The 13,723-nt window shown below is 56.8% G+C and carries 13 protein-coding genes; 7 read left to right on the top strand and 6 right to left on the bottom strand.

Annotation, left to right across the window (positions count from 1 at the left end; translation table 11 throughout):
- Positions 1 to 70: 70 nt before the first annotated feature.
- Complete coding sequence (locus tag JAO32_RS05890) at positions 71 to 1,117, bottom strand: NAD-dependent epimerase/dehydratase family protein (RefSeq protein ID WP_334238456.1); 1,047 nt, start codon at positions 1,115 to 1,117, stop codon at positions 71 to 73.
- Between the two features lie 114 nt (positions 1,118 to 1,231).
- Here JAO32_RS05890 and JAO32_RS05885 point away from each other — a divergent pair, with 114 nt between their 5' ends.
- Positions 1,232 to 2,875, top strand: a complete 1,644-nt coding sequence (locus JAO32_RS05885; protein ID WP_334238454.1) for an NAD(P)/FAD-dependent oxidoreductase — start codon at positions 1,232 to 1,234, stop codon at positions 2,873 to 2,875.
- Here the strand turns inward: JAO32_RS05885 and JAO32_RS05880 are convergent.
- Positions 2,872 to 3,189 (bottom strand): Rieske (2Fe-2S) protein, encoded by a 318-nt coding sequence (locus JAO32_RS05880; RefSeq protein ID WP_334238452.1) that lies wholly within the window; start codon positions 3,187 to 3,189, stop codon positions 2,872 to 2,874. The two genes, JAO32_RS05885 and JAO32_RS05880, sit on opposite strands and share 4 nt — an antisense overlap.
- An 88-nt stretch (positions 3,190 to 3,277) precedes the next feature.
- Between JAO32_RS05880 and JAO32_RS05875 the strand changes: the two genes are divergently transcribed.
- The 5 genes from JAO32_RS05875 (at position 3,278) to JAO32_RS05855 (ending at position 7,783) form a co-directional block, all read left to right on the top strand.
- Entirely contained in the window at positions 3,278 to 3,394 is a 117-nt protein-coding gene (locus tag JAO32_RS05875; protein ID WP_334238450.1) for a translocated intimin receptor Tir, read from the top strand.
- Between the two features lie 88 nt (positions 3,395 to 3,482).
- Positions 3,483 to 4,703, top strand: coding sequence for a GRP family sugar transporter (locus tag JAO32_RS05870; protein ID WP_334238448.1), 1,221 nt, complete (start codon positions 3,483 to 3,485; stop codon positions 4,701 to 4,703).
- A 29-nt stretch (positions 4,704 to 4,732) separates the two neighbouring features.
- Positions 4,733 to 5,752 carry a LacI family DNA-binding transcriptional regulator gene (locus tag JAO32_RS05865; protein WP_334238445.1) on the top strand — a complete coding sequence of 340 codons (1,020 nt, stop codon included), beginning with the start codon at positions 4,733 to 4,735 and terminating at the stop codon, positions 5,750 to 5,752.
- 91 nt (positions 5,753 to 5,843) lie between these two features.
- On the top strand, positions 5,844 to 6,710 hold the full coding sequence (locus tag JAO32_RS05860) for an inositol oxygenase family protein (protein WP_334238442.1): 867 nt from the start codon (positions 5,844 to 5,846) through the stop codon (positions 6,708 to 6,710).
- Positions 6,711 to 6,811: 101 nt separating this feature from the next.
- On the top strand, positions 6,812 to 7,783 hold the full coding sequence (locus JAO32_RS05855; RefSeq protein WP_334238440.1) for a carbohydrate kinase family protein: 972 nt from the start codon (positions 6,812 to 6,814) through the stop codon (positions 7,781 to 7,783).
- A 3-nt stretch (positions 7,784 to 7,786) separates the two neighbouring features.
- Here JAO32_RS05855 and nadC read toward each other — a convergent pair whose 3' ends face one another.
- The 3 genes from nadC to JAO32_RS05840 all read right to left on the bottom strand — a co-directional run bounded on the left by nadC (position 7,787) and on the right by JAO32_RS05840 (position 11,218).
- Positions 7,787 to 8,644: a carboxylating nicotinate-nucleotide diphosphorylase gene (gene nadC, locus JAO32_RS05850; RefSeq protein WP_334238438.1), complete on the bottom strand. Its 858-nt coding sequence runs from the start codon at positions 8,642 to 8,644 to the stop codon at positions 7,787 to 7,789.
- On the bottom strand, positions 8,644 to 9,921 hold the full coding sequence (nadA, locus tag JAO32_RS05845) for a quinolinate synthase NadA (protein WP_334238436.1): 1,278 nt from the start codon (positions 9,919 to 9,921) through the stop codon (positions 8,644 to 8,646). Before nadA ends, nadC begins: the two co-directional genes overlap by 1 nt.
- Before the next feature lie 106 nt (positions 9,922 to 10,027).
- Positions 10,028 to 11,218 carry a DNA topoisomerase IB gene (locus JAO32_RS05840; protein ID WP_334238434.1) on the bottom strand — a complete coding sequence of 397 codons (1,191 nt, stop codon included), beginning with the start codon at positions 11,216 to 11,218 and terminating at the stop codon, positions 10,028 to 10,030.
- A gap of 21 nt (positions 11,219 to 11,239) precedes the next feature.
- Between JAO32_RS05840 and JAO32_RS05835 the strand changes: the two genes are divergently transcribed.
- Entirely contained in the window at positions 11,240 to 12,553 is a 1,314-nt protein-coding gene (locus JAO32_RS05835; RefSeq protein WP_334238432.1) for an NCS2 family permease, read from the top strand.
- Positions 12,554 to 12,622: 69 nt separating this feature from the next.
- Here the strand turns inward: JAO32_RS05835 and JAO32_RS05830 are convergent, their stop codons facing one another.
- Positions 12,623 to 13,549, bottom strand: coding sequence for a thioredoxin domain-containing protein (locus JAO32_RS05830; protein ID WP_334238430.1), 927 nt, complete (start codon positions 13,547 to 13,549; stop codon positions 12,623 to 12,625).
- Positions 13,550 to 13,723 lie beyond the last annotated feature (174 nt).

Below are 13,723 nucleotides of genomic sequence, written 5' to 3'. Positions count from 1 at the left end.
CTCCCTGCACGTCTGCAGGGCTTTTCATTTCCGGTCGCCATGTGTGGTTCCCTGGTCTACGCTGACAGGCCTACGAAATCCATTTCAATAAGCGAATGACGCCCATGTCTGCGGGTTTGCGGTGTGCGCTTACATCGGTACGTGCGGCGATTTCGTTGCGATTTTGTTTGTAATAGTCGTATGCGCGCAACAGCATCTCTTCATTGGTCAGAGTCGGATGCCAGCCGAGCTCGCGTTTTATCTTCGTGGTGTCGAAGATAAAACTCTCCGCAATCATCTTGTAGTGATACGGCCCCAGTGGAGACACCTTCAGTTTGTGGGCCAGCATCATGGCTGCAATGGTTGGCGTCTTGGGAAGTGACCGCACTTTACTGCGGCTCCCGCCTGCAGCAATGACCGCCTCATACACCTCGCGCATCGATTTCACGTTGTCCGAACCAATGTGGAAGATGCCGCTGCCCTGGTATGTCGCTCCCTGAATACATGCCGTCGCCAGATCTTCAGCGTAGATGAACTGATAGCGATTGCTGCCATCGCCCACCACCCATACTGTTTTGTGATCGTCGATGAACTCATAAAGAATCGCCAGCAACCCCAGGCGTCCGCTATCCATGATCGTGGGGCAACGAATGATGACCACATTCAGGTCGCCCATGAAGGGCTTCAGACGATGCTCCGCCTCAAGCTTGGAACGCCCGTAGAGTTCCACCGGCGCTGGCGTGTCGTTTTCTTCATGAACCGGATGTCCCAGGTTCGACGCCCACAGACAGTTTGTAGAGACAAAGACAAACGGCTTTACACCATGTTTCTTCGCTAACTCCGCCAACAAACCCGTGGCATCCACGTTGCTCGTCCACATTAAATGCTCATCCAACTTCATGCCGTGAGCAAGCTGCGCGGCGGCATGAAAGATGGCGTCGAAACGGTGTTCGGCAAAGGTGCGTTCCATCAACGCGCGATCGCGCAGATCGCCTTGGATGCTGGTCAACCCGTCGAGCCCGGCGTCTTCATCGCGTTCGAGATCAATGTTGACAACGGTATGTCCTTCGCGCAGAAGCCTGCGCTTCAACACGCCGCCAAAGAATCCTGATGCACCGGTAACGAGATAGTGAGCCACGAAAAATCCTGTTTCTATCGTACCGAAATACGCCATTGCCAACCTGTCCGCAACAAAGGAAGACACTTACGCGATGCAATCCGTACACTAGCGTGAGTAGCCTTGAAGGAAGCAATGCCGTCCCGCAAAACCGCCCTCATCATCGGTGCAGGCCCCGCAGGCCTCACTGCAGCATTGGAGTTTCAAAAGCAGAGCTCCATTCACCCCATCGTCCTGGAGGCATCCGGCGAAATTGGGGGCATTTCGCGCACCGTGCAGTACAAGGGCAACCGCATGGACATTGGCGGACACCGCTTCTTCTCAAAGAACGACCGCGTGATGAAGTGGTGGCTGGACCAGATGCCTACCGAACGCGGAGCGGATAGTAAAGCGGCCATCGCTTACCAGAACACGACGCGCTCTATCGAAGGTCTTGCAGAAAACTCAGATAAGACGGCTCAGGAGGCGGATTTACTCATGCTCATCCGTCCCCGCAAGAGTCGCATTTACTACCTGCGGCGCTTCTTTGACTACCCCATTACGCTCACGCGCGACACGTTAGAAAAGCTTGGCCTGCTGCGAGCGGTGCGCATTGGCATCAGCTACATTGAATCGCGCTTAGCGCCGATTGAAAACGAAAAGTCGCTCGAAGACTTTCTCATCAACCGCTTCGGACGTCAGCTCTACCTTACCTTTTTCAAGAGCTACACCGAGAAAGTATGGGGTACGCGCTGCGATGAAATCAGCGCGGAATGGGGCGCGCAGCGCATCAAGGGCCTATCGCTGACCACCGCGATCAAGCATTTTCTGAAGAAGTCCTTCAGCAAAAACAATGCCGACACGACGGACATTCAGCAGAAGAAAACAGACACGTCTTTAATTGAACGCTTTCTGTATCCCAAGTACGGCCCCGGTCAACTTTGGGAACATGTCGCCGATACTGTCGTGTCTAACGGTGGCGAGATTCACATGGAAAGCACCGTCGTCGGCCTCCATACACAGGGCAATCGAGTAACTTCTGTGGACGCTGCCGATCCACACGGCAACATCACAAACTATCCTGCGGACGTTTTCCTCTCCACCATGCCCATGCGTGACCTCATCCGCGCCATGGAACGTACGGACACGCCCATTCCTGCGAATGTGAAACAAGTGGCAGAAGGCCTTGTATATCGCGACTTCATCACGATTGGACTTCTCGTCGATCGTCTTGCGGTTACAGAAAATGATGGCTCTTTGCTGAAAGACACATGGATTTATATTCAGGAACCCGACGTTCTGATCGGGCGTTTGCAAATCTTCAACAACTGGAGCCCGTACCTTGTTGCATCCGACAAAATATGGATTGGATTGGAGTATTTCTGCTACGAAACGGACCCACTCTGGAGTATGCCGGATGAAGAGTTAAAGCAACTTGGCGCAGCAGAACTGCACAAGATCGGTATTCTTCCTTCGCCTCAGTTTGAAGATGCACATGTGGTCCGCGTCCCCAAAACGTATCCCGCCTACTTTGGCACCTACGATCGTTTTGATGAACTCCGTGCCTTCACCGATCAGTTTGAGAACCTCTTCCTGGTTGGCCGTAACGGCATGCACAAGTACAACAATCAGGACCATTCCATGCTGACTGCGATGCAAGCTGTAGACAACGTGGTCCATGGCGTCACGGATAAGCGCAACCTTTGGAAGATCAATTCGGAAATGGTCTACCACGAAGAGAAAGATGCTGAAGAAGTACCGGACGCCGAAGAAGATTCCATGCGCACTCCAACGTCCTAGATGGAATTAGGAAGCCTAACGAACACTTCATCGTCGTATTGACGGATATCGTAAGTCTCCAGATCAGGATCGGCGATGTTCTCGCTCTTGCCATTCGTTACATCAAACCGCCAGGCATGATACGGGCATACGACCATGCATCCATCCAGATGCCCTGCAGACAACGGCGCACCCTGGTGCGGGCAGCGATTGTTGAATGCAACCAGCTTCCCTTCCAGCTGCGTCACGCAGATCTGTAGTCCGTTGCGCCCCGCAAATGTCTTCATTTTTCCTGCATCCGGCAGGTCGTTTGCACCGCACAGCTTCGCAATCATTCGAAACCCTTTTCATGGCGGAACTTGACATCGTCCGCACAGCATCCTAACGTGACAATCGCAAAGCACTTATTGCAGCGAGGACCGTTTGAGCACATCGCCATCCGCAGGCCGCACCCTTAAAGCCATTGTCACCGACGTCCAGTTCTGGGTGCCAGTCGCCGTTCTTGGCTTCGGCCTCGCGCTGCTTATCGCGCTTCACTAAGCGCCATCTTCTCTTCAGGATTACTGCCCTGTCACAAGAACATTCATCCAATGCGTCGTCGCTGCATTCCCTGGGCGTTCTCTGCGGTTTGACCGCAGGCGTCTGGTTGGGAGCCGCAGAAGCGCCTACCAAACTCGTCACCGCAGGCTTTTCGCCCTTTGCCATCTCGCTCTGCATGGTCGCCGGCGTGTTTACCGCACGCTGGACCTTCCCCACACTGCTCAAGGGCACGGGCTACGTCTTTCGCGACCTCATGGCACGAAAGCACCTGCTTGTGTGGGCGATCCTTGCAGGTGCACTGTGGGCCGTAGCGAATACGCTGACTGTGTTCGCTATTCGTGATGTGGGCCTGGCCATCGCCTTCCCCATGTGGAATACGAACTCGCTCGTTGGCCTCTTCTGGGGTCGTGTTTTGTTTCGCGAACTGCAAGGTGCAGACGGCAAGACTACGACCAAGGTCGTTCTGGGCACCACCTGCATCATCATCGCGGCCATCATGCTCGGCTTCAGCACGATTCACGGAGCCACCTCCACCGGCCACAATGCACTCGGCGGTGTATTGGCTGCCATTGGAGCCAGCCTGATGTGGGGCACCATGTACGTGCCCTATCGCAAGGCATACCTCAGCGGCATGAATCCGCTGTCGTTCGTCACGGCATTCACCGTAGGCGAATTGTTCACCATGTTCGCTCTTACCTGGACACTCGACGGCGGACGGCACTCCTCCGCATTCACGCTCGCGCAGAGCGGCCCGCTACTGTTCTGGCTCTTCCTCGGCGGTTTTGTCTGGGTCATCGGCGATCTCTTTCAGCAGTTCGCAACGAAGTATCTCGGCATTGGCCGTGGTATTCCGCTCTCCAATACGAACCAGTTGTGGGGATTGGCATGGGGTGCACTGGTCTTTGGTGAACTTCGCAATGCCGACAGCCAACACAAGGCTCTGGTCATCGCCGGATCGCTCATCATGATCCTTGGTGCGCTGTTTATCAGCACGGCCAAAGCTTCCATTGGTGAGCACACCTCGCGTAACAAAGCGCTGGAACGTGAGTGCGACCGCTATGGCCTCGACTACCGCGAAACTCTGCTGGCACAGGCGGGAGACGAGTTCTCGGGACGTGAAGAAAAGCGTCGCTGGTGGGATTACCTCATCGTCGCAGTGGCGACAGGATTCTTTATTTTCCTTGCAGTTCGTGCAGTCGTACCGCCCCTGGAGATGAATTTCCGCTGGATGGCTGCGCTTGGTGTCGTCCTGGTGGTGAGCCTTGTGGCCGCCGGGTTACGCCTCCGCCGCGAGACGCGCTTTTCCTGATGCACACCGCACCGTAAACTGGATTTACCGTGGCCGTACGACTGAAAGACATTGCGCGTGATCTGAACGTGTCCACCGTGACCGTTTCCAAGGTGCTGCGGGGTAACCCGGACATCAGCGAAGCCACACGTGCTCGCGTGTTGCAGCGGATGCAGGAACTGAACTATCAGCCGAATATGCTGGCGCGCGGCCTCGCGAGTGGCCGCACCTATACCGTCGGCCTGGTGGTTCCGGATCTTGTGCAGACCTTCTTCGCGGAGTTCGCGAAATCCCTCTCTGCAGTCCTGCGTGAAACCGGGCGTGCGCTCATCATCGCGTCTTCAGAAGACGATCCCGCGATTGAGCAATCGGAGATCCGTACAATCCTCAGTCGCGGTGTGGACGTGCTGCTTGTGGCGTCCTGCCAACAGAACCTGACAAGCATTTACCAGTCCGGCGATGAACGCACTCCGTATCTGTTGATCGACCGTAACTATCCCGAACTGGAAGCTCCTTTCGTAGGCGGTAACGACTTCGCCGTCGGCCGTATGGCTACACAGCACTTGATCGACACGGGCAGAAGGCGCATCGCCCACATCACAGGACGACCGCTGAGCCCGTCTCTCGAACGTGCGCGCGGTTACCGCGAAACCCTTGCAGCAAACAATCTCCCGGTAGATGAATCGCTCGTTGTCCGCTTCGATCACATGGACGAAGCCGGCGACCGGGAGGGCTACGCCGCCATGCAGCGGTTGCTGGAAACGCATCCCGACGTGGATGCGGTCTTCTGCTACAACGACCTCGCCGCCATTGGCGCCATGGAAGCCGCACGTGACGCTGGCCATTCCATCCCCGGTGAGATTGCCTTCGTCGGCTGCGGCAACATGCCTTATGCCCGCTACCTGCGGACTCCGCTTACCTCCATCGATCACGGCACGGATCGTCTTGGCCAACAGGCCGGACGCCTCGCGATTCAGCTCGCGGAACAGCCGAATCTGGAACCCCGCTCCGTCCTTTTGGAGCCGACGCTGGTCGTCCGCGAATCTTCTCAGACAACTTCTGCCAAGTAAGAACTTTTCTCCTTGCGTAACGTCTCATTCACTGGGTATAGTTACCGCTAACTAAACGCCCGCAGGAAAGGCGTAGCTGGGAGGGGTTGTCATGGGTACTGCAGTTGTGGATGTTGCGGGTGAGAACGGTTTACCGATCGAGCACGAATGGGAAGAGTTTCTTCAGGGCCGTTACAAGGAAGGCAAGAACCAGGAAGAATTTCGCGTCTACGACGCAGAGGCAAACCCCGGTGTTGCAGAGTTTTACCGCCTGAACCACACTAACCAGACGCACGAATACGTGCTGGGCAAAGAGAAGGAATACTTCGGCCTGACACGCGGAAAGAAGAGCATCTGGGAAGCAGCCGAGTACCTGAACACTCTCGTCGATGACAGCGATCCCGACACCGACCTGACTCAGATTGAGCACCTGCTGCAGACCTCCGAAGCCATGCGCGCCAACAACGAGCCGCGCTGGATGGTGGCCACGGGTTTCGTTCATGACCTGGGTAAGTGCCTGTGCCTGTATGGCGAACCTCAGTGGGGCGTCGTGGGCGACACCTTTCCCACCGGCTGCGCATACTCCGACCAGGTAGTCTTCCCGGAATATTTCAAGGCAAACCCGGATTACAACAATCCTCTGTACCAGACCAAGTACGGCATCTACGAGCCGAACTGCGGACTGGACAAGGTGAAGATGAGCTTTGGCCACGACGGCTACATCTACGAAGTGATGAAGAACTACCTCCCCATGGAGGCGCTCTACATGCTTCGTTACCACTCGTTCTACGCATGGCACCGTCACGGCGCTTATGACCACCTGTGCAATGAGCAGGATCGCGCCATGCTTCCTTCGGTGCTTCGGTTCAACCCCTACGACCTGTACTCCAAGGGCAACACCAAGCCAGACATGGCCCAGTTAAAGCCCTACTACGACGATCTTTTCGCGGAGTTCTTCCCCGAAAAGCTCGACTGGTAAGCCAGCATCCCTCTTCCTCCAGCGCCCCCGGTTATCCGGGGGCTTTTCATTGAACGCAACCAACAACATGGCGTTCTGCTTTTGCTTTTAAGGGGAGTACGATGAAAGAGATGTCGCATAAACCGAAGAGCACAAAGGTCGATCTGGTGGGCGTGGGTTTGAACGCCACCGATACTGTCATTCCCCTTGCCAGCTTCCCCGCCCTCGGCTCCAAGACCGAATATTCGGAGCGCAGCATCCTTCTTGGCGGCGAAGTTTCGACCGCTGTTATCGCCTGCCGCCGCTGGGGTCTGCGTACGCGCTACATTGGCCGTCTGGGTGATGATTACGCCGCGCGCCTTCACCGCGCCGCATTTGACGACGTCGGTGTCGAAACACACATCACCACCGTAGATGACGCTGCCAGCCCGCAGTCGCTGATCCTTGTTGACGGCTCCGGCGAGCGCACCGTCCTCTGCCATCGCGACCCTCGTTTGACGTTGCAGCCGGAGGACCTTCATCGCGAATGGATCACTTCTGCCCGCGCGCTGCTCGTAGACGGGTATCACACCACCGCGGCGATCACCGCAGCAGGATGGGCGCGTGAGGCTGGAATCCCCGTTATCGCCGATCTCGACGTGATCCGCCCCGGCGTGGACGATCTCTTGCCATTGGTTGATTACGTTCTCGCCAGTCGTGAGTTCCCGTCCGCTCTCACTGGTGAGCCAGATCCATTGAAAGCTCTTAAACTCCTGCAGGAGCGTGCGGACTGCAATCTGGCCGGAATCACTCTGGGGCTGGATGGCGTGCTCACCTTCAACGGCAAGCAAATTCTGCAGCGACCGGCCTATCGCGTCTCCACGGTAGACACTACGGGTGCCGGAGACCTCTTCCATGCGGGCTTTATCTATGGACTGCTACAGGGCTGGCCTCTCGAGCGTCAGCTTGACTACGCCTGTGCCGCCGCCGCGTTGAACTGCACACGCGCAGGCGCACGTGGCCGCATCGGGACAGTGGAAGAGGTCACCCGCATCATGCTCGCGGATCAGCGATACACCATTCAGAACGCTGTTACAGAACAAACAGCTTCGTAATAACTAGCTGTCTTCGATATCCAATCCAAGATCCAGCGCACGGACACTATGAGTCAGTGCGCCTACCGAGATGATGTCGACACCGGTCTCCGCAATCTCACGGATGCGTGGCAACTGAACACCACCGCTTGCTTCCACCAGTGCGCGCCCGTTGATCTGCTTCACCGCGTCGCGCATCTGCTCCGTGGTGAAGTTATCCAGCATGACAGTGTCCACCCCTGCAGCCAGCACAGGTTCAATCTGATCCGGACGATCCACTTCCACTTCAAAATGCGTGGTGTGCGGAAGGCGGTTGCGCGCTTCGCGCAAAACCGCAGTCAGATCTTTCTTGCCGCCGTCGGTAACGATGGCAAGATGATTGTCCTTTGCCAACACCGCATCCGAGAGCGAATAGCGATGATTGAATCCGCCGCCACAGCGGACAGCATAGCGCTCCAGTAGCCGTAATCCTGGCGTTGTTTTGCGTGTGTCTACGATGCGAGCTTTTGTTCCAGTGGTCTCTGCAACATACTTCGCAGTGAGAGTCGCAATGCCGCTCATACGTTGAATAAAGTTCAGCGCAACACGTTCTCCGCGAAGAACACTGCGAGCGAAGCCACTTACTGTTGCCAACACTTGGCCCGCAGCAAACGATTCTGCGTCGCGCACAGAGAACGTGACAAGCGTTGCGTGGTCCACAAGACGCATCGCTGCTGCAAAGACCTGCGCCCCGGCAAGAACCCCATCTTCTCTTGCAGCCAAAACGGCTGTGACTTGCGCATCTTCGGGAATAAGAAGCTCGGACGTGACGTCCCCCCAAGGGGCATCCTCGTCGAGAGCAATGCGGACAATGCGATCAACTGCATCAGCAGCGAGTGTCATTATGCCCCCTTGGGCTTCACGGAGAGCATACGTTCCAACGCAATGCGCGCTGGCTCCGCGACATCATTCGCAACCGTGATCTGATTTACGATCTCACCGCGGTCCAGCGATTCCAACACCCACGCCAGATAGCTCGGATGAATGCGATACATCGTGGAACATGGGCAGATGATGGAATCCAGGCAGACGATGGTGTGTTCCGGATGCTGGTCAGCAAGCCGCTGTACTAAATTGATCTCTGTTCCGACGGCAAATACGCCACCTGGTTCGGCTGCTTCGATGCGTCTCTTGATGTAGTCCGTGGAACCGTATTCGTCCGCAGCGTCGACCACTTCCATCGGGCATTCTGGATGCACAAGCACACGTACGCCGGGGTGGCGATGGCGCGCATGACGAATCTGCTCCACCGTGAAACGCTTATGTACTGAGCAATAGCCGTGCCACAGGATGACCTTCGCCTCACGCATCGCGGCTTCGGTATTGCCACCAAGCACCTGTTCTGGCTGCCATACCGGCATCTGTTCAAGCGGAATGCCCATCGCCTTTGCGGTATTGCGGCCAAGATGCTGGTCCGGGAAGAACAGCACACGCTGTCCGCGCGCAAAGGCCCATTCCAGCACTTGAGCTGCATTGGACGAGGTGCACACAATTCCGCCGTTGCGTCCGCAGAATGCCTTCAATGCAGCCGAGGAGTTCATGTACGTGACTGGAATGACAGGAGCGCGGCCATCGGCATCAGGCTCATTGCCATACAAATCCATCAACTCTTCCCAGCAATCCTGCACACTATCCAGATCGGCCATGTCGGCCATGGAGCATCCAGCGGCAAGATTCGGCAGCACAACCGACTGCGTGGACTGCGACAGCATATCCGCCGTCTCCGCCATGAAGTGAACGCCACAGAAAACGATGTATTCCGCGTCAGGCCGCGTCTTTGCAGCCTGCGCAAGCTGGAAGCTGTCGCCTACAAAGTCGGCGTACTTCACCACTTCATCACGCTGATAGAAGTGTCCAAGGATCACCAGTCGATCGCCCAACGCATGCTTTGCCGCGCGAATACGCAGATCAAGCTCCGCAGCCGTGGCATTGCGATACTCACGCGGAATCACGCCTTGCGCAGGCGAGCCTTCGGGGAGCATGTCGCGCTGCGACGCACCGGGACCATAGCCCGTGACGGCGTCGTACTGCCAGGGATCATCTGCAAGTGCGGAAGAGCAACTGGAGCCTTGCTGTTCGCCGATACGAATCAGCCGGAGGGTGTTGTCAACGGAAGCCACGCCAATCCTCATAAGCCACGCGTCCCTGGATTCCGCTGGCGCTCGCTGTTCTGATGCACCGCGTGTACGCGCTTCTACCAAGGATAAACGTTCTGCGAATGTTGCGTCAGGCCGCCTTCTTCAAAAGCGCTTGCTGATGTAACAGATTCACCAGTTCCCGCTCCTCGTCATGTAACGCCGCAGCGTGTTTCGCGATGCTTCTGCGTTCCGCGGAAATGTCCTGCTCAAGCCTTTCTTTCGCTTCTTCTGCACTGATGGCACCAAGATAGCGTTCCAAAACCGCCGGATGAACGTAGCATTTGCGGCATACGCTGGGCGTATTGCCGAGCTGTGAGGCCACCTGCGCAATAGCCTGCACCACATTCTTCTTCGCCTGCGTGATGGTTGTGGCAGGTTCCAGTTCGCTAAGCAGCGAACAGCACAGCACGCTGCCAGCCCAGGTGCGGAAATCCTTCGCGGTGAAGTGCTCACCGGTAATCTCCCGCAGATAGTCGTTTACGTCAGAGGAATCAATGTTGTGGCGGTTCCCTTCCTCGTCTACATACTGAAACAACTCATATCCGGGAAGCTCGCTGATCTTGCGGATGATCTTTGCAAGCCTGCGGTCCTGCAGATTGATGGTGTGATGCACTCGGCTCTTTCCCTGGAAGTCGAATGTTATCTTTGCCCCGCGAACATCCACATGCTTCGTCCGCATCGTCGTCAGGCCATAGCTCTTGTTCGTGCGGGCATATTCTTCGTTGCCCACGCGAATATGTGTCTCCTCCATCACGCTGACGACGGTAGCAAGAACCTTTTCGCGCGGTAATCCTGGTTCCTCCAAATCGTTTGCAACACGTTTGCGGATGACAGGCAGTGCCTCCGCAAAAAGTGCCATGCGCTCATATTTCGTCTCGTCACGCACCTCGCGCCAGCGCGGATGGTAGCGACTCTGCTTGCGTCCGCGGGCATCCCGTCCAGTGCATTGCAGATGGCCATTGTCATAAGTCGTGATCCAGACATCTATCCAGGCCGGTGGGATCACCAGTGACCGAATCCGTGCAAGCACGTTCTTATCACGTAGCATCTTTCCGTCAGGTGTGGTGTAACGAAACGCCTTGCCATGCGCCATCCGCCGATAACCGGGTTGACGATCGCTTGTGTAGCGAAGTCCCGCTGCCTTTGCTGCTTCCACCGGATCCAGAATGATCTCCGGCGCTTTCACTCTGACTGCCTTCTTCATCGCAACGAATGGGATGCAGAATCCGCAATCGGGGTCACCGCTGTGCCGGGGATGGATGTCTCGTATAGTGACCATATCCCCTCCTGCAGAAAGGACATGCTTTTGCGCCAGGCACTGGAGCGCTATTTCGACTTCGCCGGTCTTCACGCCAATTGGCGCACCGAGATTCTTGCGGGCTTAACGACCTTTCTGACGATGGCTTACATTATCTTCGTCAACCCCGCCATCCTCTCTAAGACGGGTATGCCTATCGCCGCAGTGACGGCTGCAACGTGTCTCTGTGCCGCCTTCGGCTCCATCCTGATGGGGTTTCTTGCGCGGTATCCGCTGGCCCTGGCACCGGGGATGGGGCTGAATGCTTACTTCACCTACACGGTGTGCCTGAAGATGCATATTCCCTGGCAGACGGCGCTGGGGGCGGTGTTCCTCTCTGGAGTCGTCTTCCTGCTGCTTACCTTTGGTGGCATTCGGCAGTTGCTGGTGGAGGCGATCCCGCGTGAGCTGCATGCATCGGTTGCAGGTGGTGTTGGACTGTTCATCGCCTTCATCGGGTTGATGGAATCGGGCATTATCGTGCGTGATCCGGATACGACGGTTGCGTTAGGTAATCTGCGTGCTCCCGGAACCGCGCTGGCATTGTTTGGGCTGCTGTTGATTGGGGTGTTGCAGATACTGCGGGTGCGGGCGTCGATCCTCATTGGTATTGCCGGGACGCTGCTCACCGGATACGTCTTCGGGCAGGTACATTTGGCGTCGCAGCCGTTCTCCTTCCGGGAGATTACGGCGACCGCATTTCACCTGGACATTCCGGGCGCTCTGCATACCGGTGCGCTGGAGATCATCTTCGTGTTCCTCTTCGTGGACCTGTTCGACAACGTGGGAACACTCGTTGCCGTGACCAAGAAGGCCGGACTCATTACGGATGATGCGAAGATACCGCGGCTGTCACGCATCTTCTTCGCCGATGCGACCGCGACGATTGCGGGGTCGCTGGCAGGTACCAGCACTGTGTGCTCTTACATCGAGTCGTCTGCTGGCGTCGCTGCGGGTGGAAGGACAGGCATTCCTGCCATTGTGACGGGGTTGTGCTTCCTGGTGTCCATGTTTGTGGCACCACTTGTGGGAGCAATTCCCAGCTCTGCTACTGCACCTGCGCTCATCATCGTGGGAGCGCTCATGCTGGGCTCGATTGCCGAGGTGAACTGGAGTGATCCTACGGTCGCGATTCCGGCGTTCCTGACGCTGGTGATGATTCCGTTGACCTACTCCATTGCGAATGGGCTTGGGATTGGCATTACCAGCTTCGCGCTGTTGCGGCTGTTCAGTGGGCAATCATCACGCAAGGACTGGCTGCTGTTTGTGCTGGCTGCGCTGTTTGTCGCCCGCTTCCTCTTTCTGTCACATCACTAAAGACATCCACATGAAGAATGGCCGCAACGTCTCACGTTGCGGCCATTTTCATTGGTTCTATGCGAAGAATTACTTCAAACCTTCCTGCTTCAAATCCCAGTCGATGACTTGCTTCAGGGTCTCGTAGGGTACGCCACCCAGGGGCATCAGGTGGCCGTTGACGGCCAGCATGGGGGTCTGGTCCACACCCAGCTTCTCTGCCAGTGCCATCTGCCCGTCCAGTTTGGCCTTGGCGGCCGGGGAGGCGGCGCAGGTAGCCATAGCGGCGGGCTCTGCGCCAGCGGCCTTTACGGCGTTGGCAATCGTGGTGTCAGCCATTGCGTCCGTCAGGCCTTCCTGGTGAGCGAAGACGTCCTTGATGTAGGTGAAGAAGGCAGCATCGCCCTTGGCCTGCGCGACGCAGTTGCCGGTTGCGGCGGACTTGTAGGCGAAGGGGTGAATCTCCACCAGAGGATAGTTCTGGTACACAAAGCGTGCCTGCGGGAAGTCCTGCTGCAGGTGCTCCATGACCGGTTCCGCCTCCTTGCAGTGCGGGCACTGGAGATCGGCGAACTCTACGAAGAGGATCTTCTTGTCGGCGGCGCCAGTGGCGGGACCGTTAGCTTCGGCAGCGAGTACCTTGGCGTTGTCCTCGAAGGGGCGCGCTCCGAAGCGGAAGACCGTATCGGCGATGGCGTACTTGCCATCTGGCGTGACGAAGAAGCGTACGCTGTCGACCTTGTTGCCCTGGCTCTTGTCCGCCACGAAGATGGTTACCTTGCTCACGCCGGGAGCGGGTGTCTTCTGGATGGCCATCACCTTCCATGAGCGGTTGGTGTCGTAGCCCCAAATGGCCTTGAGGAAGGCGTTTACGTCATCTGCTGTGGGCGATGCGGCATCGAAGTACTTCTGGTTGACGGCCGGAAACGGGTCAGCGGCAGGAGCCTGAGCAACGGCGGCAGAACCAACCGCAATTGCCACGGCTGCAGCAAAGGAGAGCAAGGACTGGGTTCGCATGATCACGTTCATCTTCTCACCCACGAGCGTTGTTCGTTTCTTCTTTCATCGCGCCGGAATACGCTACCCCTCCCCCTCCCCCTGTTTTTCTAAAATCGTCTTTCTATTGGGTTTACGGCGCGAGTGGCTGCAAAATCGTCTATCTATTGGGGTTAGAGGCAAAATCGTCTTTCT

The organism is Terriglobus sp. ADX1 (assembly GCF_036877645.1).
In the GTDB taxonomy this organism is placed as follows: Bacteria; Acidobacteriota; Terriglobia; order Terriglobales; family Acidobacteriaceae; genus Terriglobus.
The sequence above is the reverse complement of the archived record's forward strand: the minus strand, read 5'-3'. Positions and strand labels throughout refer to the sequence as shown.